Consider the following 21,779-nt stretch of genomic DNA (forward strand, 5'->3'; position numbering starts at 1 on the left):
TGTGGTGATGAAGCGATCACTCACCGCCCTGATCGCGGCCGCTCTGGTCGCCACGACGCTCTCCACGACGACTGCCTCCGCCACACCCGTTGCCAAGCCGGTAGCCAAGTGTGAGTTCACTCCGACGCCCGAGAACCCGGCCGCCAAGCCCGTCCGCATCCCGTCGCCGGTCGCCCGCGCGAAGGGCACGGTCGACGTGTACTTCGTGACGAACTACGGACCGTTCGTGGTCCGGATGGACCGCGCGAATGCGCCCTGCGGCGTACACAACTTCGTGCACCTGGTGAACAGCAGGTTCTACGACGCGACGCAGTGCTTCCGGCTGACGAACTCGTCCCGGCTCGGTGTCCTGCAGTGCGGTGACATCTACCGCCAGGAGGAGGGCGGGCCCGGGTACAAGTTCCCGGACGAGGTCACCGGCCAGGAGACCTACCCGCGCGGAACCGTTGCCTACGGCAACCAGGGTCCGGGCACCAACGGCTCCGAGTTCTTCGTCGTGCACTCGTTCGCGAACATCGCCCCGAACTACTCCGTCCTCGGCCACGTGATCGCCGGCATGTCCACCTTCGACCGGATGGTCGCCGCCGGCATCGCCGACCCCGACCAGGACGGCCCGCCCGCGAAGCCGATCCGCATCTACAAGGTCTGGACCCGCTGAGGGGAGGGTAATTCGCGCGATGCGCCGCTAGCTTGAGGGTGTGGGTACACGTGGACGGCCCCGGCATCCCGACGTACTGACACCCGCCGAGTGGCAGGTCGTGCACGCGGTGCGGCACGGGATGTCGAACCGGGAGATCGCGCAGCGGCGGGGAGTCAGCGTCGACGCGGTCAAGTTCCACGTCGCGAATGCGCTGATGAAGCTCGGCCTGAACCGCCGGGCCGAGCTTCGCACCTGGCGCGGCGTGCCCGCGGACAGTGCTCTTCGAGGACAAGGAGGCGCGGACATGCTGCAGCTAGGTGCGATCGGGCAGATCGCCCGCCCGGTGAAGGACATCGAGACCGCGGTCGCGTTCTACGGCGGCGTACTGGGGCTTCCCCACCTCTACACGTTCGGCGACCTGGCGTTCTTCGACTGCGGTGGAACGCGGCTGTTCCTGAGCGCCAACGAAGGACCCGCGGACCCTTCGATCCTCTACTTCCGGGTCGACGACATTCAGGCGGCGTACGACGAACTCAGCGGGCGCGGCGTGGAGTTCGAGAACGCGCCGCATCTGATCCACAAGCACGACAACGGGGTCGAGGAATGGATGGCCTTCTTCCCCGACCCCGACGGCCACCTGCTCGCGATCATGGCGCAGACCGAACCCCTGAACCCGGCATGATCGCCGGGTGACCGAAGACCGCGACCTAACTGGACAGCTGAGCCGCATCGAACGCAGCGTCGGCGCCCTCTTCGGGTACCTGTCGGAGTCGGGATCAAATGGCGCAGCTCGCCGAGGTTCTCGAATTGACCGTCAAGTACAGCCCCAGCAACCGCGGCCTGCCCGTCATCAACCAGCCTGTCGCCGCCGGGTCGTTGCACAGGAAATAGCGTTTGTGACGCACCTGTGGGTTGAGTTGGGAGTCACCCGGTGGCCGGTCGTGGGACACAGGGAATGGATATCCGGCTCTTGTGACCGATGTGTGGGTGGTCGACAGGTCCCAGGGCGGTACCGGGCTCGGCGTGATGTGCACGCTCGACAGGAGATGTCGAGCGGCCGGGTAGTGCACCTGAGCGTGAACGTGCCCGCGCGTACACCGTCTCGCCGGTGCACTACCTGTCGACCTTGCACATCACCCCCGCCACCACGCCACCACGCCACCACGCCACCACGAACCCGATCATCCAGCCGGCACCACCACACCCCCGCCTCGGGCAGAAGAACGGATATCCCCTCGACTGGTGGGTTCTCTGCTCGTACACCAGGGGAGAACCCCCAACGCGAGGGGATATCCGGTCTTGTGACGCAGGTGTGGGTCGGCTGGGCTGAGTTGGGCGGCGCCAGACTCGACGTGAGGCTGCACGGGCGGCCGCGTGAGCTGGCGCGGCGGGGAAAGAAATCGTCGTTCCGCGCAACTTTGTTTCCCCGCTGTTGAGGATTGACGCGGATCGAGCAGGAGTTCTCCCCCACTGACCTCCGTCATTCACGGGTGAGCCCGCGTGGTGGGCAGCGGCCCGCACAACCTGTCCCGGGCCCCTGGTGGAGCGACGACCACCCACACATCAGACAGAAGACCCGGATATCCCCTCGCGCTAGGGGTTCTCCCCTGGTGTACCAGCAGAGAACCCCAACACGGGGGGATAACCGTTCTTGTTGCCGGATCCGTGGGTCCGTTGGTGGGTAGAGACGGTCGGTGGTGGGTGGAGACCGAGAATGTCGAGTCTCAGCTCTCCGTAGCCTGTCTCGAGTCCGTGGCGCGGCCGCCTGCTGGGACTAGTCGGCCGGGGGCTGCCAGATGTCGGTGCGGGTGAGGCCGGCGGCGCGGCCCTTGGCGGAGATGACGAGGGCCATCTTGCGGCTGGCCTCGTCGATCATCTCGTCGCCGAGCATCACCGCGCCGCGGCCGCCGCCGGCCGCGGACGTGTAGTGGTCGTAGGCGTCGAGGATGTTCTCGGCGTGGTCGTAGTCGTCCTGGCGGGGCGAGTAGACCTCGTTGGCGGCGGCGATCTGGTCCGGGTGCAGGACCCATTTACCGTCGAAGCCGAGCGCGGCCGAGCGACCCGCGACGCGGCGGAAGCCGTCGACGTCCTTGATCTGCAGGTACGGGCCGTCGATCGCCTGCTTGCCGTGCGCCCGCGCGGCCATCAGGATCTGCATCAGGATGTAGTGGTACGCGTCGCCGACGTCGTACCCGGGCGGCTGCTCGCCGACCACCAGCGACTTCATGTTGATCGACGCCATGAAGTCCGCCGGCCCGAAGATGATCGTCTCGACTCGCGGCGAGGCTTGCGCGATCGCATTCACGTTGGTCAGGCCGAGCGCGTTCTCGATCTGCGCCTCGATCCCGATCCGGCCCGGCTCGTACCCGTGCACCTTCTCCAGCTGGGTGAGCAGCAGGTCGAGCGCGACGACCTGCTCGGCGGTCTGCACCTTCGGCAGCATGACGCAGTCCAGGTTCGCGCCGGCGCCGCCGACCACCTCGATCACATCGGCGTACGTCCACTCGGTGGTCCAGTCGTTCACGCGGACGACGCGCAGCTTGGTGCCCCAGCCGCCTTCGTTGAGCGCGGCGACGATGTTCTTCCGGGCGTCCGGTTTGGCGATCGGCGCGACCGAGTCCTCGAGGTCCAGGAACACCTGGTCCGCGTCCAGCCCCTTCGCCTTGGTCAGGAACCGCGGGTTCGACCCGGGCGTGGCCAGACACGACCGCCTGCTCCGCAAAACCTGCTCCGACATCGCCGACCTCCACTCGGTTACCCACCGGTCACCGGCAGCGTACGACGCCCGCCCCCACCGCCCCGGTGACCCGCCTCACTTCCCTCCCGAGTGTGTCCCGATTCACCACTTTGAGAAGCCACCAACCATTTCGACGCCGCCGAAATGGTTGGTGGCTTCTCAAAGTTGGGCGGCGAGGGTGTGACACGCTGGGGCGTGTGAGTACCGAGGAGATCGCCGGGGTGATGAAGAAGGCGGGGCTCGTCTGGCTGGCTTGGGGCGGGCGGCGGGCGGTGCCGGCTTGGTTCGCGACCGTTGACGGGCAGTACGTCGTACTCGCGGACTCGGCTGACGGCGCGGAGCAGCCGCTGCCTGGACTCGTCGCTGCCCCCGCGGTCGAGGTCGTCGTACCCGCCAAGCCTGCCACGAACCGCCTGGCGAGCTGGAAGGCGACGGTACGGCGGCTGGAGCCTGGAAGCGACGAGTGGACAGCAGCCGCGCAGGTACTCCGCAGCGAGCGGCTCAACGCAGCCGAACTGGACACGCAGCTGGAGCGGTGGCGCACTGAGGCGGACATCCTGGTACTGGAGCCCACCGGTGAGATCAGCGAGTCGGCTGGGCGGTACGACGCGGCGCCGCGGACCGAGGCCCCGGTACCAACCCGTGCCACGACCCGGGGCAAGCCGCCGACGACACTGCACCGTCCGGTGCGCCGCCGTCCCAAGCTGAGCTAGCCCAAGCTGAGCTAGCCCCAAGGTTCCGCCGAGACCCAGGCTCGACGGGTTAGCCTTCGACCATGAGTGGATCACCGTCGCGGGTCTATGTCGCCCGGCTGGCGGGGTTGCCTGTCTACGACCCGAACGGGGACCAGGTCGGCAAGGTCCGGGACGTGGTGGCCATGATGCGCCAGGGCGACCAGCCGCCCCGCGTGCTCGGCCTGGTCGTCGAGGTGTTCACCCGGCGCCGGATCTTCCTGCCGATGACCCGGGTCACCTCGGTCGACGTCGGCCACATCATCACCACCGGTCTGCTCAACATGCGGCGTTTCGAGCAGCGCACCACCGAGGTACTCGTCCTGGGCGAGCTGCTCGACCGCACCGTCACCATTGCCGACACCGGCGCCACCGCAGTGGTGTTCGACATGGCGATGGAGCAGTGGCGGACTCGGGACTGGTTGCTGACCAAGGTGGCGGTTCGGGAGGGCTCCAAACGGTTCCGGAGCCGCGGACAGACCCATGTGCTCGACTGGGCTGACGTCAGCGGGTTCACACAGGTCGAGGAGGGCCAGGGCGCAACGCACATCCTCGCGGCCTTCGAGTCGATGCGTGCCGCGGACCTGGCCGGCGTACTGCATGACCTGTCGGCCAAGCGGCGCAAGGAGATCGCTGTAGCGCTGGACGACGAGCGGCTGGCCGACGTACTCGAGGAACTGCCAGAGGACATCCAGGTCGAGATCCTCGCCGGTCTGGACACCGAACGCGCTGCAGACGTCCTGGAGGAGATGTCCCCGGACGACGCAGCAGACCTGATCGCTGAGCTACCTACCGAGACAGCCGAGCGCCTGCTGACGCTGATGGAGCCAGAGGAAGCAGAAGACGTACGGCGGCTGCTGACCTACGAGGAGCACACTGCCGGCGGTCTGATGACGTCGGAGCCCGTCATCCTCCCCGCAGACGCCACTGTGGCCGAGGCCCTCGCCCACGTACGCAACGCGGACCTGAGCCCCGCACTGGCCGCGATGATCTACGTGTGCCGGCCACCACTGGAGACGCCGACCGGGCGGTTCATCGGGATCGGCCACATCCAGCGGCTGCTCCGCGAGCCACCGTCCGAGCTGGTGTCCGCCGTACTGGACACCGACCTGGACGGGCTGCGGCCGGACGACAGCCTGCAGACGGTCAGCAAGTACCTTGCGACGTACAACCTGGTCGCCGCGCCGGTGCTCGACGACGAGGGCCGGCTCATCGGCGCGGTGACGGTGGACGACGTCCTCGACCACCTGCTCCCCCACGACTGGCGAGAACACGACCATGCCGATCAGGGCGAACAGGAGGGGGACCACGATGGCTCGTGACGACCGCCTGTCCACGGACGAGCGCCGGCTCTTCCGCGGTACGACGGCGCGGCTCGACGTACCGCGCGACTGGCGACGGACCTTCGTACCGCGGCCGACGTACGACGCGGACGCGTTCGGCCGGCTGTCCGAACGGATCGCGCGCTTCCTCGGCACCGGGCAGTTCCTGGTCTACATGACCGCGACCATCCTGTTCTGGGTCGGCTGGAACATCTTCGCGCCGGAGAGCGTGCGCTTCGACCAGTACCCGTTCATCTTCCTCACGCTGGCGCTCAGCCTGCAGGCGTCGTACGCCGCTCCGCTGATCCTGCTCGCCCAGAACCGGCAGGAGGCCCGCGACCGGGTCCAGTACGAGCGCGACCGCGACGTCGACGCCCGCACCCGCGCCGACATGGAGTTCCTGGCCCGCGAGGTGGCGTCGCTGCGGATGGCGGTCGGCGAGGTCGCGACCCGCGACTTCCTGCGCTCCGAGCTCCGCGCCCTGCTCGCCGATCTCGACACGCGCGAGGACGACCGGGTTTGACGCCGAGCTACCCTCGCTGTGAGTGAGGAAGGACGTGGGATGAAGACTCGATTCGCCCCTGACCGCGGGTTGTCCAGCCGGATGGTGATCACCAGTTTCCTGCTCGGCCTGCTGTACGTCGGCTTCGTGGCGTTGCTGATCGCGCTGACCAAGAGCGCGGTGCTGGCCGTGCTGATCGCGGGCGGCATGCTGTTCGCGCAGTACTGGTTCTCCGACCGGATCGCGCTGTACGCGATGCACGGCCGGATCGTCACGCCCGAGGAGGCGCCGCAGCTGCACGGCGCGATCGACCGCCTGTGCGCGCTGGCCGACATGCCGAAGCCGCGGGTCGCGATCGCGGACGTCGACCTGCCGAACGCGTTCGCCACCGGCCGCAACCCGAAGAACGCCGTCGTCTGCGTGACCACCGGCATCATGCGCCGCCTGGACGCCGACGAGCTCGAGGGCGTGCTGGCGCACGAGCTCTCGCACGTCGCGCACCGGGACGTCGCCGTGATGACGATCGCGTCGTTCCTCGGCGTACTCGCCGGGCTGATCACCCGCTTCGGCCTGTACGGCGGCCTGGGGCGGAACCGCGACCAGAACGCGGCCGTGATCATGCTGACGATCATCGCGGTGTCCATCGCCGTCTACGCGATCTCGTTCCTGCTGACCCGGGCGCTGTCGCGGTACCGCGAACTGGCCGCGGACCGAGCCGGAGCGATGCTGACCGGCAGACCGTCGACGCTGGCGTCGGCGTTGACGAAGATCACCGGGGACATCGCGCAGATACCGTCGCGCGACCTGCGCCAGGCGCAGGCGTTCAACGCGTTCTTCTTCGCGCCGGCGATCAACGGCAAGAGCCTGTCGTCGCTGTTCTCCACGCACCCGTCCCTGGAGACACGCCTCGACCGCCTCGGTACCCTCTCCCGCGAGCTGGGCGAGCAAGCTTAGACCTATGGGCCTCCTCGACATCCTGCTCGGGCGCAGCAAGGCTGTGCCGCCGAACCTCGATCAGCTGTTCTCGCTTCCGTCGGCCGCGATCACCCTGGAGACCGCGGCCGGCTTCCGTCCGACGGGCAGCGGCTCGGTGTGCTTCAAGGCGGCCGAGGGCGGTGGGTTCACCGCACTCCGCGAGGAGGTCGACAAGCTGCTCGCGCTGGACAACGGAAAGTTCACCAGTACGACGGACTCGTACGGCTTCACCTGGCTGGTCCGGCAGACGGCTCCCGACGACCTGGAGACCCTGGTCACCGATCTGCACGCCGTCAACACGTCCCTCGTCGACGCGGGCTTCGGCAGCGCCCTGCTCTGCACCCTGGTCGCCTTCACCAACGGCACCCAGTCCGTGGGCCTCGTCTACCTCTACAAACGCGGCTCCTGGTACCCGTTCGTCCCGGTCGGCACCGACCGCCGCGACAACGCCCAGGAACTCCAGATCAAGTCCGTCGTCGGCGCCGACCTGAACTTCGAGCAAGACCTCTCCCGCTGGTTCCCCATCTACGGCGCCCCCGGCCTCTGAGGTAGGGGTCAGGTACGTCACAGGGACCGTGGTCGGGCGGGGTGGGGTGAGCACGTAGCCTTGGGGTATGGCTGCGACTGCTGAGCAGGTGACCGCGGCGCTCGGTGGAGTGCTGGACCCGGAGATCAAGAAGCCGATCACGGACCTGGGGATGGTTGAATCCGTCGCCGTCCGGGAGGACGGCGTGGTCGGCGTACGGATCCTGCTGACCGTTGCCGGCTGTCCGATGAAGGACACGCTGCGCCGCGACATCACTGCCGCGGTGAGCAAACTGGACGGTGTCACCGGGGTCGAGATCGACCTGGGCGTGATGTCGGCCGAGCAGCGCGCGGCCCTGCAGACCCAGTTGCGCGGTGGCGTGGCCGAGAAGGAGATCCCGTTCTCCCGGCCGGACTCGCTGACCAAGGTGTTCGCGATCGCGTCCGGCAAGGGCGGCGTGGGCAAGTCGTCGGTGACGGTCAACCTCGCGGTCGCGATGGCCCAGCAGGGACTGTCGGTCGGAGTCCTGGACGCGGACATCTACGGGCATTCGGTGCCGGCCATGTTCGGTGTCGCCGACGAGCGGCCGACCGCGGTGGACGACATGATCATGCCGGTGCCCGCGCACGGCGTGAAGGTGATCTCGATCGGCATGCTGAAGCCGAAGCGCGACCAGGTGGTCGCGTGGCGCGGCCCGATCCTCGACCGCGCGCTGGTGCAGATGCTCGCGGACGTGTACTGGGGCGACCTCGACGTACTGCTCCTCGATCTGCCGCCCGGCACCGGTGACATCGCGATCTCCGTCGGCCAGCGGCTGACCAGCGCCGAGGTGATCGTCGTGACCACCCCGCAGGAAGCGGCGGCGGAGGTGGCCGAGCGGGCCGGCACGATGGCGCAGATGGTGCACCAGCGGGTGGCCGGCGTGGTCGAGAACATGTCGTTCCTGCCCTGCCCGCACTGCGGTCCCGAGCACCGCATCGAGATCTTCGGCTCCGGCGGCGGTACGCGCGTCGCGGAGACCCTGTCCGCGCGCCTCGGGTACAACATCCCGTTGCTCGGCGAGATCCCGCTCGACGAGCGCCTGCGCTCCGGTGGCGACCTCGGCCAGCCGCTCGTGGCTGCCGACCCCGACACCCCGGCCGCGCAGGTCCTCGACAAGATCGCGTCGACCCTCGGTGGCAAGCCTCGCGGCCTCCTCGGCCGTCAGCTCGGCCTCTCCCCCGCGGGCCGCTAGCGTTGTTCGAGCATCCCGTCCTGGAGACGTCGCGGCTCCGGCTGCGGACCTGGCGGGAGGACGAGGTACCGCGCATCACCAGCGCCCGCACCAACCAGGCGACTGCGCATTTCCTGCCGTTCATCCCGCAGCCGTTCACGGCGGAGGACGCGCGTTTCTGGCTGAAGGACATGGCCGAGCAGGCAGCCGCCGAGAAGCGGTTCAACTGGTGTGTCGCGGACCTCGAGACCGACCAGGGGCTCGGCAACCTCACGTTGTTCGGGATCCGGGACGGCGAGGCCGAGCTGGGGTACTGGATGCACCCGGAGGCGCAGGGCCGCGGGGTGATGGCCGAGGCGATCCAGCGGGTCGCCCAGTGGTACTTCGGCAGCTTCGGCGGGCGCAGACTGTGCATCCGGACAGCCGAATCCAACGTCGCCGCGCGACGGACCGCCGAGAAGGCGGGCTTCCAGCTGGCCGGGATCGAACGCGAGGCCTTCCAGCTGTCCACCCGCCTCGACGGCAAGGCGACCTACGACCGGCTCGCCTCCGACTGACTCCGGAAGAAGGCCCGCGCGCTGGAGTGAGTCAGGTCGATTCGGGATCGTACGGCGGCTTGGCGCCGGCCGGGAGGCGTTGCGGGGTGGTGTCCGCGAAGTCGGCGACGGGCTTGTCGTCGTCGTCCATCGGCTCGAGCAGGTGCTTGCGGACGAAGTTCTTCGGGTTCAGGTCCTGCAGCTCGAGGTCGGCGTACTCCGGGCCGAGCTCGTTGCGCAGGTCGTTCTGCGCATTCGTCACCATCTGACGGACCTGCCGCAGCAGACGTCCCGCCGTACGGGCGAACTCCGGCAGCCGATCCGGCCCGAAAACGAGTACGGCGACGATCGCGATCACGACCAGTTCGAGTGGCCCGATGCCGAACATGTCCCCACCTCTCCGTACGTCGATCCGGACTGCGCCCAGCCTATCCCGGCACCGGGTAGCACAGGTCAGCCGATCTGCTGGGCGAGAGTGAGCGTAACCGTTCGGGACCGCCCACCGCGCTCGTACGCGAGCCGCACGGCCTCTCCCGGCTGGTGGGTGCGGATCGCGACGATCAGCACCTCGGCGCTGTCCACCGCCTCGCTGTTGATCGCGGTGATCACGTCACCGACCCGCAGACCGGCCCGCGCGGCCGGCGAGCTCGGGCTCACCGCGCTGACCCGGGCGCCGCCCTCGAACATCATGTCCACATTGGCCCCGATCACCGGGTACGACGCCTTACCGGTGGCGATCAGCTGCTGGGCGGTCCGCCGGGCCTGGTCGATCGGGATCGCGAACCCGAGCCCGATGCTCCCGCTCTGCCCCTCGCCTGCACCGCGGACGGTGGCGATCGCGGAGTTCACGCCGATCACGCGCGCGTTCATGTCGACCAGCGGACCGCCGGAGTTGCCCGGGTTGATCGCGGCGTCGGTCTGCAGCGCGCTGATGTACGACGCGGCCTCGGCGGGATCGTCGCCGGTCGTCACCGGCCGGTTCTTCGCCGAGATGATGCCTGAGGTGACCGTGCCGGCCAGCCCGAGCGGCGAGCCGATCGCGACCACATCCTGACCGACGACCGCCTGGTCCGACCGGCCGAACTGCACCGAGGGCGAGGTCAGGCCGGCGACCTGGACGACGGCCAGGTCGTACGCCGGGGAGCGGCCGACGAGCCGCGCGGTCGCGGTCTTGTTGTCGTTGGTGACGACCTGGATCGAGCCGCCCTTGGCGGCCGCGGCGACGACGTGGTTGTTGGTCAGGATGTGCCCGGCGTTGTCGATCACGAACCCGGACCCGGTGGCGTCGGAGTTGTCCGAGCCCTGGACCTTCAGCTGCACCACGCTCGGTAGCAGGGTCGCGGCGACCGCGGACACCGAGCCGGTGCGGATCTTCGGGTCGGCGCCGGTGCCGACCGGCGGCTCGGGCTGCTGCGCGATCGGGGTGTTGTTGCCGCTGAGCGCGACGACGGCCGTGGCCGCACCGGCACCTGCCAGGACACCGATGACCAGAGCGACCAGAGCGGCGATGGTGACGACCTTGTTGAGCTTCTGCGGCTCCGACGCGTACGAGCGGGCCTGCTGCTGGTGCCAGTCGAGGGGTGGCGGCGGGACGTACGTCGGCCGGTACTGCGGCTGCTCGGTCGGCCACGCCTGTCCCTGGTACACCGGGCGGAAGGTCTGCTGCGGCTGCTGCGCCTCCGGACGCCCGAAGCTGCGCTGCGACGTGGACCGACCACCGTTCGTCTGCCGGTACGCCTGGTCCGAGCCAGGCGTCCGCAGCGGCATCGCGCCCGCTCCAGGAGCCGGCGGGGTCAACCCGGTCAGCGGCGCGGTCGGTTCCGCGTTCGCCGGGGTGGGAACTGTCGGCTCGGCGTCGTCGCTCTTCACGGTGTCCGCCTCACGTCGTCGTGGTCGTCTGCGGAGCCCTCCGGAGGTAACCGGGAGGGACTTCCACATTTGATTATCCCAGCTTCGGCGAGAGTGCACCCATCGGAGTGAGCCAGGTCGCGATTTTGGCCAGCCCGGTTCCCAGTCGCTGGATCGCGCTCAGCTCGACCGGCAGCTCGTGCGGGAACGATCTGACCACCCGTCCGAGCTGGTCCGGCGGCAGGTCCCCGATCAGCGTGTAGACGATCCCACCGGACGACCAGACGACGTACGACGGCATGCCGTACCGCAGGTAGACGCCCGGGCTGTCGGTGCTGCTGAAGCCCGCGACCGCGGCAGGATCCAGCGTGCCGCGCTGCTCGAACAGCGAGACGTTGAACAGCCCGTCGGAGTACGAGAACTGCAGCGAGCCGTTGCTGGTGTCCTGGTGCACGTCGTACAGCTTGAGCGACGCAGGCAGCTCCGGCGCGCACATCCAGCCCTCGGAACGCAGGTTGTCGACCTTGCCCATGCCGAGCGCCTCGACACCACTGGGCACTGTCGGCGGCAGGTGGCCGAGGAACTCGGAGCTCTCGATCTCCAGCTCGGTGAACACGGTGGCGCGCACCATGGTCTTGCCGTCCGCACTGAACAGCTGACGCTGCAGCAGCAGTCCGGTCGCCTTGTCGATCCAGAACTTGGCCGCGAGCGTCTCGTCGTCCCGCAGCGCCTCCACGAGCACAGCGGTCCGCCCGATCAGGTCGGTACAGCACTTGTCGACCAGCTGGTACGTCGCCTGCAGCAACGCCAGCGGTCCGCCGTCGATGGCCGCGTCCGTGGTGGTCGCGCGCTGCACGAACGCCTTCGCACCGGGCACGGACGAACCGACCACGCCGATCTCGGAGCCCTGCGACGCCGCGTGCAAGATGTCCAGCATCGCCGAACTGGCGCCCTGCGGTCCCCAGGCGGTGACGATCTGTGTGCCGTGGTACGAGACCTGGTTCGGCGCGGCGGAGGCCCGCTGCAGCCACCTGACCGCCGTCGGCGAGTCCGCCTTCGAGAGCGCCGGCACGAAGGCCGGGACCGCGGCGGCGGACGTGGGCAGGCCGAAGCCGATCAGTGCGGTGCTGACCAGGACGGCGAGCCGGGAGAGGCTCACCGGTCAGCGTCCTGTCAGGGCCACCGGGCGCAGCGTCGGGTTCAGCCCGGCGTACCCCGCACCGTTGTAGGAGTTCAGCAGCGCGACCGGGTCAGCGAACGGCGCTCCGCCGCTGGTGCTCGCATGGTCGGACGAGAAGCTCGCCACCGGCGGTTGCAGCGTCGGCGGCTGCTCCGAGCGGGACGGGTCGCCGACGACGAACGCCGTACCGAGCAGGGAAGCAACTGCGGCAGCTGAGCCGGCTGCACCCAGGACACCGCTGCGACGGCGGGAGCGAGTGCCGCGGGCGGCTCCCGGCCGAGTGCCACCTGTGCGGCCGGCCGGGAACGCGGACCGCTGTGGGAACAGGCTGACCGGCGTGACCACCGGGCGGACCTCTTCGCGTGGCTCGGTCGAGAACGACGAGACACCCATCAGGCGCTGCATGAGGTCGGTCGACGGATCCGGCGACTCCAGCGCCGCGATCTTCGCCTTCAGTCGGCGCTGCGCATCCACCTCGGAACGACAGGTGTCGCAGCCGACCAGGTGGCTCAGGACCTTGTCCCGGGAGTCGTGGTCGAGCTGACCGTCGACCACGGCGGTCAGCTTGTCGAGCGGGTGCGTCATCCGAGGTCACCTCCGTCGCCGAAGAGGCCGCCGTCGACCGGCGGGCCGCCGACCCGGGTCTGGCCGGACCGCGGGGCCCGGTGCTCCAGGTGCTTGCGCAGCATCGACCGGCCGCGGTGGATGCGGCTGCGGACGGTGCCGAGCTTCACGTCCAGGACGTCCGCGATCTCGTCGTACGTCATGCCCTCGATATCGCACAGCACCACGGCCGCGCGGAAGTCCTCGGGCAGCGCGTCGAGCGCGTCCTGCACGTCGTGGTCGAACAGGTCGGAGTCGAGCTTCTCGGCCGGCCCCTCGCCCTTGGCCGGGAGCCGGTCGTGGGCGTCCTCGGGCAGGCCGTCGAACCGGATCCGCTGCTTGCGGCGGGCGCCGTCCAGGAACAGGTTCGTGGTGATCCGGTAGAGCCAGCCCTCGAACGTCCCCGGCGTGTACGACGACAGCGAGCGGAAGACCCGGACGAACACTTCCTGGGTCAGGTCCTCGGCGTCGTGCTTGTTCCCGGTCAGGCGGTACGCCAGCCGGTACACGCGGGCGGAGTGGGTGCGGACGATCTCGTCCCACGACGGCAGCACATCCGGGGCGTCCGGCACCTGCTGGGGTGCGGGGACCGTCGACGTGTCGAACGGCTTCACCGCAACGCCTCCCTGGGTCCTCTCGGCAATAAGCGTGAAGGCCATGGTGCCGCGGTCACCGTCCTCTGCGCACGTCGGGAAAACCCGGGTTGGACCCTGGTTTGTTCGTACGACGGCTCAACGCGGCGCCCCGGCCGGAAGTTCCCGGCCGGTGCCTTCACCGGTAAAGACGCGCGGACGGCCATTTCGGTTGAGTCAGTGCTCCTCGATGACGGCGATCGGGTCGCCGTCGCGGACGACCTCGCCCTCGACGACCTTCAGCTCGACGATAGTGCCCGCCACCTCGGCCAGCACCGGAATCTCCATCTTCATCGACTCCAGGATGACCAGAGTGTCGCCCGGCCCCACCGCATCCCCGGCCTTGGCGGTGACCTTCAGCACGTTGGCCACCAGCTCGGCCAGCACGGTGTGACTCAACTCGCACTCCTCCCACTCCCGAAATCCCACCCCGATCCTAGGCGGACGCGAGAGGCTACCCGGCCCCCCGGCCCCATGTGTGGATGTCGGCGCAGCCCCGGAGACCCAAGCCAAGCCACCCGACATCTCCCACCAACGCCCACCGGCCCCCTCTCCGCACCCACCGCACCCACCGCACCCACACCACCCACACCACCGCACCCACACCACCGCACCCACCACACCCACCGCGTGGACGCACCACACCCAACACACCCACCGCATTGACGCACCGCACCACCCGCACGCACCGCACCACCGCACGCACCGCACCACCGCACGCACCGCACCACCGCACGCACCGCACCACCGCTCCCGGCCTGCGCCGCCCGGGCCGTCCCGCCTGTCGGTCCGACCGGGCGCGGCAAGGCCCCAACACGAGGGGATATCCGGCGGGGTTGTGGCTTCTCCCTTGGTACTAGAAGGGAGAACCCACAACACCAGGGGATATCCGATCGTCTGCCGGATGTCGGCGGCGTTTGAAGGCGGGTCGGATGTCTGGGTGCTGTGGTGCCGGCTGGCGGGTTATGCGTGCGATGGCGGGAAGTAGCAGGCCAGCGGTGACATAGCCCGCCAATGGTGACCAGTTGCGTCCGGCAGAGTGGTGTACGGCGGGGTGGTGGCCGGCATCGGGCTGCCCCGGTCGGGGGAGCCGGCTGGACGATCGGGGTGGTGGCGGCGCGGCTGCTCGGGGCGGGGTGATGTGCACGCTCGACAGGTAGTGCACCGGCGAGACGGTGTACACACAGACACGTTCGCGCTCAGGTGCACTACCCGGCCACCCGACACGTCCTGTCGAGCTGCAGATCACACCGAGCCCGGCACGGTTCAACACCGCCTCGGAACCCTCGACCACCAACACATCAGCCACAAGACCGGATATCCCCTCGTGTTGAGGGTTCTGCCTTGGTATTAGCGGGGAGAACCCACAACGCCGGGGGTTATCCCCTCGTCGTGGAGCGGGGCAGCGGGCTGGGTCGCGTTGGAGTGGGCGTCTCAGGCGTCGAGGATGACGGAGCGGGAGAGGCTGCGGGGCTGGTCGGGGTTGAGGCCGAGGGCCAGGGACTTGGCGACCGCGACGCGCTGGGCGACGACGAGGGATGCCATCGGGTCGAGGTCGGCGTGGTGGACGATGGTCGCGCCGGTGGCGTTGACGTCGTCCAGCAGGCCCGCCGGCGGCTCGCCGAAGATCCAGACGCCGCGGCCGGGCTGGGCGATCGCGATCGGACCGTGCCGGTAGTCCATCGCCGGGTACGCCTCGGTCCACGCGGACGCGGCCTCGCGCTGCTTGAGTCCGGCCTCGTGCGCGAGGCCGACGGTCCACCGGGTGCCGAGGTACGTGACCTGCTCGAGCTTGGCCAGTTCGTCGACGTCGATGGTCAGTGCGGTCTGAGCGTCCGCAGCGGCCTTCGACAGGTCCTCACCGAGCGACGCGCGCAGCAGCGCCAGCGTGGTTGTCGCGAACCGGGTCTGCACCACGGACTGCTCGTCGGCGAAGTCGAGCATGATGGTCTGGTCGGCCAGCTCGACGATCGGCGAGTCGGGCGTAGCGGTGATCGCCACGGTCGGTACGTCGGTCGCGCGGATCAGGTCGAGTACCTCGGTCGTCGTACCGGAGCGGCTGATCACCACGATGGCGTCGTACGAACGACCCGCCGGGAACTCGGATCCGGCGAATGCGTCGGTCTCGCCCTGGCCGAGGTCCTCGCGCAGCGCGGCGTACGCCATCGCCATGAACCAGGAGGTGCCGCAGCCCACCGCGGCGACCCGCTGACCGGCCTTCGGAAGTGAACCGCCATACTGCGCGAAACCGTCCGAGACCTGGCGCCAGAGGTCCGGTTGAGTGGCGATCTCCGTGCTCACGAATGGGGTCTGCGTCATGTCGTCTCCGCACTTCTGATGGTCGAAACTGCTCGAACGTGATCGAATGGTGCCAACCAGCCGCCACCGGGCTGACCGATTGTGTGAAGGAGGAGCCCCGGGTGAAGCGTTATGAACGCCTCAACACGTTGCTCGAGTCGCTCGCCGAGAAAGGCGCCATCGACGTCGACGAGCTGGCCGAGCAGTTGCACGTGTCCGCGGCCACGATCAGGCGTGACTTGGACCATCTCGGCAAGCAGCAGCTCCTCACCCGGACCCGCGGCGGCGCGGTCGCCAACGCGGTGTCGTACGACCTGCCCTTGCGCTACAAGACTGCGCGTTTCGCGTCCGAGAAGCAGCGAATCGCGCAGGCGGCCGCCACGCTGGTCCGTCGCGGCATGGTGATCGGGATGAACGGCGGGACCACTATCTCCGAGGTGGCGCGGACGCTGGCGACCCGGCCGGAGCTGTCCGCGGAGCACGGCGAGCCGGCGTTCACGCTCGTCACGAACGCGCTGAACATCGCCAACGAGCTGATCGTCCGGCCGCACGTGAAGATGGTGCTGACCGGCGGTGTGGCGCGGCCGCAGTCCTACGAGATGATCGGCCCGCTGTCGCACCGGATCCTGTCCGACCTGTCGCTGGACATCGCCTTCATCGGCGTCGACGGGATCGACGAGACCGGCGCCACCGCTCATCACGAGGGCGAGGCGAACATCAACCAGCTGATCGTCAGCCGGGCCGCGAAGGTGGTGGTGGTCGCCGACTCCTCCAAGCTCGGGCAGCGGGCGTTCGCCCGGATCTGCGAGCTGAGCGAGATCGACACCCTCGTCACCGACGCCCAGGCCGACGACATCCAGCTCGCCGTCTTCAAGGAAGCCGGCATCGACGTCATCCGCGCCTGACAGCACTCCACACACCTCCCTCACCAGGTGAGTCACGTCTCCAAGAGACGATCATATCTGATCAGGGCAAGGTTGTTATGAGCAAGAGTGCGCAACCTCCGCGCGTGCACCACGGAATGCGGACCTCCAACCGCTAGGCTTCGGTTCAGCATGGGTACCGCAGCCGCACAGCAGTCCGCAGACCACTCGGCCGATCATTGGGAGGACGCCATCGCCACCGGCATCGACCCGACGTCCTGGGCGTACGCCGAGGACTACACCGGTGAGGACGAGGTCGTCACCGGTGCGCGGGCGAGCGCCGCGGACAGCGGTGTCGCCCCGATCGGCCCCGGCGCGGCCGCCGCGCTGAGCCTGCTGGCCGCCGGCGTGGGCGCCAAGGCGGTCGTCGAGATCGGCACCGGGACCGGCGTCTCCGGGCTCGCGCTGCTGCGCGGGATGCGCACCGACGGCACACTCACCACGGTCGACATCGACGCGGAGAACCAGCGGCTCGCGCGCAAGACGTTCCTCGACGCCGGCGTCACGTCGAACCGGTTCCGCCTGATCGCGGGCGCCGGGCTGGACGTGGTCACCCGGCTCACGGACGGTCACTACGACCTGGTCTTCTGCGACGCGGACCGCCGCGAGAACACGGCGTACCTGCACGAGGCCCTGCGCCTGCTCCGCCCCGGCGGCGTCGTAGCCTTCGCCGGCATCCTCACCGCCGGCCGCGTAGCCGACCCCGCCCGCCGTGACCCCGACACCATGGCGCTGCGAGACCTGATCCGCGCCGTCCGAGACGACGACAACCTGGTCTCAGCCCTCCTCCCCACCTCAGACGGCCTCCTCACCGCCGCCAAACGCCTGAAGTAGCCCTGGTTCGGACAGGAACTGGGGACTGAGCACAGGCTATTTCCTGTCCGCAGCACCCAGTGGGTGTCGCTTCCCCGGCTAGCTGGTCAGGTGGGTTAGTTGGGTGGTTACTTCGTGCCAGGGGTCTGTGAGGGGGTCTATCAGTTCGTAGTGGCCGCTGTGGGGGATGCGGTGGAAGTGGGCGGTGGGGTGGGCGGTGAAGTAGGACTCGGTGATGGTGATGGGGACGACTGTGTCGTGGGTGCCGTGGATGAGGGTGACGGGGGCGATCGACGCGGGGAGGTGGACCGGGTCCAGGTCGTTGCGGACGCCGCCGCCGATGAAGTCCTGTACGGCGCCCTCGCCGATGCGGTCGCGGTCCGCTTTGAGGAGGTCGGCCACGGGAGCCAGGGCGACCACACCGCGCAGTCGGACCGGGTTGAGCGTCGATGCGGCCCACAGGGCGAGCTGGCCGCCCGCGGAGTGTCCCATCAGTACGTAGCCCGCGTGCACGTCCACCAGGTCCGGTAGCGCGTCCAGCGCCGTACGGATGTCTCCGGTCGTCGCGTCGGGGTTACCGGGCTCGCGGCGGTACTCCAGCGACAGGACAGGCCAGCCGAGGTCGGACAGCGCTGCGCCGAGCGAGCGGGCGTGCACCCGGTCGTACTGCGGCCGCCAGAACCCGCCGTGGACGAACACCACCAGCGGCCGGTACTCCTTCGCGTGCCAGTAGTCGATCACCTGGTCCGCGTGGTCGCCGTACCGCAACTCCTCGTCCGGCTCGGGCGCCTTCCGCGACAGTACCGATCGGTCCTCACTCATTCCGACCTCCCGAGATAGCGCAGGGCGTTCACAGTGAGCAATTTGTGCTGCTGCTCCGCGGTCAGGAAGCCGGCCTTCCGTACCACCTCCCCGACCGGCCGCTCGCCCAATGGATAGGGATAGTCACTGCCGACCAGAACGCGGTCTTCCCCCAAGGTATCGACAAGTAGCCGCAATGGCGCTGATTCGAACACCACCGTGTCGACCAGGATCCGGTCCAGGTACGCCGACGGTGGGTGCTCGGAGCAACCACGGACGACGTCCCCGCGCCGCTGCCACGCGTTCTCCAGCCGCCCGAGCCAGAACGCGAAACTCCCGCCGCCGTGGGCGAAACAGATCTTCAGGTACGGCGGCAACCGGTCGAACGCCCCGCCCAGGATCATCGCCAGCAACGACAGATGCGTCTCGGCGGGCATCCCGGTCAGCCAGCGCGCCATCCAGCGATCCAGCCGCGGCCCGCCCGGCATGTCCCACGGATGCACGAGTACCGGCGTACCGGTTTCGGCGCAATGGTTGAGGAAGGCAACGATGCCCGCGTCGTCGAGGTCCTTGTCGCCGACGTGGTTGCCGATCTCCACTCCGACGTGCCCGGCGGCGCGGCAACGGTCGAGTTCGGCGCAGGCCAGGTCCGGATCCTGCAACGGCACCTGGCAGAACGGCACGAACCGCTCGTCACCGGCCAGCGTCTCCAGAGTGAGGTCGTTGAAGATCTCCGCCAGCTTGACGGCCTGCGCAGCCGGGCGTTCGTACCCGAAGAACACCGGGGTCGGCGACACCACCTGGAGATCGATGCCGTCGGCATCCATATCGGAACGCCGTACGGCGGGATCCCAGGCCTGCGGCCCGACCGGGCGGAACTCCGTCGAGCCGATCATGATCATCGCGGCCCGTTCGGAGTCGATCCGCAGCCACGGCCAGCCGTCGCCGCCGCACGCCACCGAGAGATCCGGCCACCCGTGCGGGACCAGATGGGTGTGGACGTCGACGGTCATTTACCCGGGTGCACCGTGCCGCACTCCGGGCAGGTGCGTGCGTCCTCGCTCTCGTAGAACGCCTTGAAGACGGGCGGGAGATCGGCGACGATGTCGGTCACCTGGAGCTCGACCTCGTGCACGATCGCGTTGCAGTTGCCGCAGTACCAGCGGAACTTCTCCAGCACGCCGGGTTCCCGGACTCGCTCGATCACCAGGCCGATCGAGTTCGGGCCGCGCTGCGGGGAGTGCGGCATGTTCCGGGGCAGCACCCACATCTCACCGGCGTTCACCGCGACGGTCGCCGGGCCGTCGTCGGTCATGACGTTGACCTTGAGCTCGCCGGAGATCTGGTAGAAGAACTCCTCGTACGGGTCGACGTGGAAGTCGGTGCGCTGGTTCGGGCCGCCAACCACCATCGTGATGAAGTCGTCCCCGGTCGGGAACATCTGCTTGTTGCCGACCGGCGGCTTCAGCAGGTGCTTGTTCTCCTCGATCCACTCCGGAAAGTTCGTCGACTCCAAGTTCGCCATGCCTACGCCTCCTTCGAATGTTGCGGGATCGCCGCAACAGCCTGAATCTCGATCAGCAGCTGGGGATGCGGCAGCTGATGTACTGCGACAGTCGTCCGGGCCGGCCCGGACTCGTCGAAGAACTCACCATAGATCTCGTTGTACCCGCCGAAGTCGTTCATCGACACCAGGTACGTCGTCACGCTGACGAGATCCTCCAACCCGGCCCCCACCGCCCCGAGGACGTCCCGGATGTTCTCCAGCACCGCCCGCGTCTGCACCCGGATGTCCAACGTGACGGTGCCCATCGAGTCCACCGAGGCACCCGCGATCGTGTTGTCCGGCCGCCGGCTCGACGTCCCCGAAACGAACGCGAACCCACCCGCAACCTTCACATGCGGAAATCGCCCGCGTGGTGTGGCCTTCCCGGGTACGACGGTCATGTGAGCTCCACGCAGACGTTGGTGGTTTCGGTGTAGAAGTCCACCGAATGCCGTCCGCCCTCGCGGCCGACGCCCGACAACTTGACCCCGCCGAAGGGCGTGCGGAGATCGCGGAGGAACCAGGTGTTGACCCAGCACAACCCCACCTCGAGCGCCGCGCCGGCCCGGTGCGCCCGGCCGACGTCGCGGGTCCAGACCGTTGCCGCCAGCCCGTAATCGGAGGCGTTGGCCAGCGCGTAGGCCTCTTCCTCGGTGTCGAACGGGGCGATGTGGCAGATCGGTCCGAAGATCTCCTCGCGGTTCGTCCGGGCGTTCGCGCCCAGACCGGTGACGACAGTTGGTTGCACGTAGCAACCGCCGTCGCGGGCGTCGCCGAACGTCGGTACGCCGCCGCCGGTGAGCACCTCGGCGCCTTCCGCTCGCGCGAGGTCGTAGTACGACAGGACCTTGTCGCGGTGCTGTTTCGAGATGAGCGGCATGTTCATCGTGGCCTCGTCGGCGGGCCAGCCGTACGTCAACTCGGACGCGCGGCGGGCCAGCCGGGCGCAGAACTCGTCGTACACGGATCCCTGTACATAAAGGCGTTCCGTGCACAGGCAGACCTGCCCGCCGTTGGTGAAGACCGAGCGGACCGATCCCTCGACCGCGGCGTCGAGATCGCAGTCGGCGAAGATGAGCCCCGCGTTCTTCCCGCCGAGCTCGAAGGACACCGCCTTGACCCGGTCGGCGGCCACCTTCGCGATCGCCGTACCGGTCGCGGACTCGCCCGTGAACGTGATCGCGTCGACGCCCGGGTGCCGAGTGAGGTACTCCCCCGCTGACGACGGCCCGAACCCGTGCACCAGGTTGAAGACACCATCGGGTACGCCGGCCTCCGACATCACCTCGGCGAGGACGGTCGCCGACGACGGCGTCTCCTCGGACGGCTTCACCACCACCGCGTTGCCGCAGGCAAGCGCCGGCGCGACCTTCCAGGTGAGCAGCAGCAACGGAAGATTCCACGGTACGACGATCGCGACCACCCCGACCGGTTTCCGTACGGCGTAGTTCAACGCCCGCCGCCCGTCCGGGAGCACCGTCGTGTACGACTCGGTCGGCAGCGTCGTCGCGAAGTCCGCGAACGCTCGGAAGTTGGCTGCACCACGCGGGATGTCGAGCGTGCGCGCCTGGCTGATCGACTTCCCGGTGTCGCCGACCTCCGCCGCCACCAGATCCTCGAACCGCCGCTCGAGCCCGTCGGCGACGCGCCGCAGTACGGCGGCCCGCTCCTGCTCGCTCATCCGGCCCCACGGCCCTTGGAGCGCCGCACGCGCGGCACCGACGGCCGCGTCCACGGTCGACTCGTCGGCCTCGCAGACATCGAAGATCTGCTGCCCCGTCACGGGCGAGACCTTCGCGAACCGCGAAGCGCTCTCCACAAAGGAGCCGCCGACGAAGTGCCGCAGCAACCCCACGGAGCTGGGCTGTCCAGTCAGCAGATCAGCCGACCACAAGCTCACGACGCCACCTCCCCTGCCCGCAAGCACATTCGAGGGGATATCGCGTGGACCGG

The 21,779-nt window shown here is 68.8% G+C and carries 24 protein-coding genes; 11 read left to right on the forward strand and 13 right to left on the reverse strand.

The annotated features are described in order from the left end of the window. The first annotated feature begins 7 nt into the window (after positions 1 to 7). Together ACWF0M_RS30265 and ACWF0M_RS30270 are read left to right on the forward strand one after the other, a co-directional pair. Positions 8 to 658 (forward strand): peptidylprolyl isomerase, encoded by a 651-nt coding sequence (locus ACWF0M_RS30265; RefSeq protein ID WP_452239128.1) that lies wholly within the window; start codon positions 8 to 10, stop codon positions 656 to 658. Positions 659 to 698: 40 nt separating this feature from the next. Continuing rightward, a complete protein-coding gene (locus ACWF0M_RS30270; protein WP_452239129.1) occupies positions 699 to 1,322 on the forward strand; it encodes a VOC family protein in 624 nt (207 codons plus the stop codon). A gap of 1,092 nt (positions 1,323 to 2,414) precedes the next feature. Here the strand turns inward: ACWF0M_RS30270 and ACWF0M_RS30275 are convergent. Continuing rightward, complete coding sequence (locus ACWF0M_RS30275; RefSeq protein ID WP_452239130.1) at positions 2,415 to 3,377, reverse strand: HpcH/HpaI aldolase/citrate lyase family protein; 963 nt, start codon at positions 3,375 to 3,377, stop codon at positions 2,415 to 2,417. A 197-nt stretch (positions 3,378 to 3,574) separates the two neighbouring features. Between ACWF0M_RS30275 and ACWF0M_RS30280 the strand changes: the two genes are divergently transcribed. The 7 genes from ACWF0M_RS30280 to ACWF0M_RS30310 all read left to right on the forward strand — a co-directional run bounded on the left by ACWF0M_RS30280 (position 3,575) and on the right by ACWF0M_RS30310 (position 9,203). Beyond that, positions 3,575 to 4,090, forward strand: coding sequence for a hypothetical protein (locus ACWF0M_RS30280; protein ID WP_452239131.1), 516 nt, complete (start codon positions 3,575 to 3,577; stop codon positions 4,088 to 4,090). A gap of 62 nt (positions 4,091 to 4,152) precedes the next feature. Continuing rightward, positions 4,153 to 5,430, forward strand: coding sequence for a magnesium transporter MgtE N-terminal domain-containing protein (locus tag ACWF0M_RS30285; RefSeq protein WP_452239132.1), 1,278 nt, complete (start codon positions 4,153 to 4,155; stop codon positions 5,428 to 5,430). Then, on the forward strand, positions 5,420 to 5,953 hold the full coding sequence (locus ACWF0M_RS30290) for a DUF1003 domain-containing protein (RefSeq protein ID WP_452239133.1): 534 nt from the start codon (positions 5,420 to 5,422) through the stop codon (positions 5,951 to 5,953). Before ACWF0M_RS30285 ends, ACWF0M_RS30290 begins: the two co-directional genes overlap by 11 nt. 39 nt (positions 5,954 to 5,992) lie before the next feature. After that, a complete protein-coding gene (gene htpX / locus ACWF0M_RS30295; RefSeq protein ID WP_452239134.1) occupies positions 5,993 to 6,886 on the forward strand; it encodes a zinc metalloprotease HtpX in 894 nt (297 codons plus the stop codon). Positions 6,887 to 6,890: 4 nt separating this feature from the next. After that, the gene (gene pspAB / locus ACWF0M_RS30300) at positions 6,891 to 7,454 is read left to right on the forward strand and encodes a PspA-associated protein PspAB (RefSeq protein ID WP_452239135.1); all 564 of its coding nucleotides are present in this window, start codon (positions 6,891 to 6,893) and stop codon (positions 7,452 to 7,454) included. A gap of 67 nt (positions 7,455 to 7,521) precedes the next feature. After that, the gene (locus tag ACWF0M_RS30305) at positions 7,522 to 8,667 is read left to right on the forward strand and encodes an Mrp/NBP35 family ATP-binding protein (protein ID WP_452239136.1); all 1,146 of its coding nucleotides are present in this window, start codon (positions 7,522 to 7,524) and stop codon (positions 8,665 to 8,667) included. A gap of 2 nt (positions 8,668 to 8,669) precedes the next feature. After that, positions 8,670 to 9,203 (forward strand): GNAT family N-acetyltransferase, encoded by a 534-nt coding sequence (locus ACWF0M_RS30310; protein ID WP_452239137.1) that lies wholly within the window; start codon positions 8,670 to 8,672, stop codon positions 9,201 to 9,203. Between the two features lie 31 nt (positions 9,204 to 9,234). Here the strand turns inward: ACWF0M_RS30310 and ACWF0M_RS30315 are convergent, their stop codons facing one another. The 7 genes from ACWF0M_RS30315 to ACWF0M_RS30345 form a co-directional block, all read right to left on the reverse strand. After that, on the reverse strand, positions 9,235 to 9,570 hold the full coding sequence (locus tag ACWF0M_RS30315) for a sec-independent translocase (protein WP_452239138.1): 336 nt from the start codon (positions 9,568 to 9,570) through the stop codon (positions 9,235 to 9,237). A 65-nt stretch (positions 9,571 to 9,635) separates the two neighbouring features. Then, positions 9,636 to 11,051: a trypsin-like peptidase domain-containing protein gene (locus ACWF0M_RS30320; RefSeq protein ID WP_452239139.1), complete on the reverse strand. Its 1,416-nt coding sequence runs from the start codon at positions 11,049 to 11,051 to the stop codon at positions 9,636 to 9,638. A gap of 73 nt (positions 11,052 to 11,124) precedes the next feature. Further along, positions 11,125 to 12,189 (reverse strand): sigma-E factor regulatory protein RseB domain-containing protein, encoded by a 1,065-nt coding sequence (locus ACWF0M_RS30325; RefSeq protein WP_452239140.1) that lies wholly within the window; start codon positions 12,187 to 12,189, stop codon positions 11,125 to 11,127. A 3-nt stretch (positions 12,190 to 12,192) separates the two neighbouring features. After that, a complete protein-coding gene (locus ACWF0M_RS30330; protein WP_452239141.1) occupies positions 12,193 to 12,795 on the reverse strand; it encodes an anti-sigma factor family protein in 603 nt (200 codons plus the stop codon). After that, positions 12,792 to 13,472, reverse strand: coding sequence for an RNA polymerase sigma factor SigE (sigE, locus tag ACWF0M_RS30335; RefSeq protein ID WP_452239142.1), 681 nt, complete (start codon positions 13,470 to 13,472; stop codon positions 12,792 to 12,794). Before sigE ends, ACWF0M_RS30330 begins: the two co-directional genes overlap by 4 nt. A 150-nt stretch (positions 13,473 to 13,622) precedes the next feature. After that, complete coding sequence (locus ACWF0M_RS30340; RefSeq protein WP_452239143.1) at positions 13,623 to 13,844, reverse strand: biotin/lipoyl-binding carrier protein; 222 nt, start codon at positions 13,842 to 13,844, stop codon at positions 13,623 to 13,625. A 1,035-nt stretch (positions 13,845 to 14,879) separates the two neighbouring features. Then, positions 14,880 to 15,764 (reverse strand): SIS domain-containing protein, encoded by an 885-nt coding sequence (locus ACWF0M_RS30345; RefSeq protein WP_452239144.1) that lies wholly within the window; start codon positions 15,762 to 15,764, stop codon positions 14,880 to 14,882. 101 nt (positions 15,765 to 15,865) lie between these two features. Between ACWF0M_RS30345 and ACWF0M_RS30350 the strand changes: the two genes are divergently transcribed. Together ACWF0M_RS30350 and ACWF0M_RS30355 are read left to right on the forward strand one after the other, a co-directional pair. Next, positions 15,866 to 16,648 (forward strand): DeoR/GlpR family DNA-binding transcription regulator, encoded by a 783-nt coding sequence (locus tag ACWF0M_RS30350; RefSeq protein WP_452239145.1) that lies wholly within the window; start codon positions 15,866 to 15,868, stop codon positions 16,646 to 16,648. Positions 16,649 to 16,798: 150 nt separating this feature from the next. Then, on the forward strand, positions 16,799 to 17,500 hold the full coding sequence (locus ACWF0M_RS30355) for an O-methyltransferase (protein ID WP_452239146.1): 702 nt from the start codon (positions 16,799 to 16,801) through the stop codon (positions 17,498 to 17,500). Positions 17,501 to 17,578: 78 nt separating this feature from the next. Here ACWF0M_RS30355 and ACWF0M_RS30360 read toward each other — a convergent pair whose 3' ends face one another. From ACWF0M_RS30360 to ACWF0M_RS30380, 5 genes are read right to left on the reverse strand one after another with little or no spacing between them, the layout of a single operon-like run. Next, entirely contained in the window at positions 17,579 to 18,301 is a 723-nt protein-coding gene (locus ACWF0M_RS30360) for an alpha/beta hydrolase family protein (RefSeq protein ID WP_452239147.1), read from the reverse strand. Further along, a complete protein-coding gene (locus ACWF0M_RS30365) occupies positions 18,298 to 19,293 on the reverse strand; it encodes an amidohydrolase family protein (protein WP_452239148.1) in 996 nt (331 codons plus the stop codon). The genes ACWF0M_RS30360 and ACWF0M_RS30365 overlap by 4 nt, the downstream gene beginning before the upstream one ends. Then, the gene (locus tag ACWF0M_RS30370) at positions 19,290 to 19,805 is read right to left on the reverse strand and encodes a 3-hydroxyanthranilate 3,4-dioxygenase (RefSeq protein WP_452239149.1); all 516 of its coding nucleotides are present in this window, start codon (positions 19,803 to 19,805) and stop codon (positions 19,290 to 19,292) included. The genes ACWF0M_RS30365 and ACWF0M_RS30370 overlap by 4 nt, the downstream gene beginning before the upstream one ends. Positions 19,806 to 19,807: 2 nt before the next feature. Further along, positions 19,808 to 20,227: a RidA family protein gene (locus tag ACWF0M_RS30375; protein ID WP_452239150.1), complete on the reverse strand. Its 420-nt coding sequence runs from the start codon at positions 20,225 to 20,227 to the stop codon at positions 19,808 to 19,810. Beyond that, on the reverse strand, positions 20,224 to 21,726 hold the full coding sequence (locus ACWF0M_RS30380; RefSeq protein WP_452239151.1) for a 2-hydroxymuconic semialdehyde dehydrogenase: 1,503 nt from the start codon (positions 21,724 to 21,726) through the stop codon (positions 20,224 to 20,226). The genes ACWF0M_RS30375 and ACWF0M_RS30380 overlap by 4 nt, the downstream gene beginning before the upstream one ends. Positions 21,727 to 21,779: the final 53 nt, after the last annotated feature.

The organism is Kribbella sp. NPDC055110, from assembly GCF_053607525.1.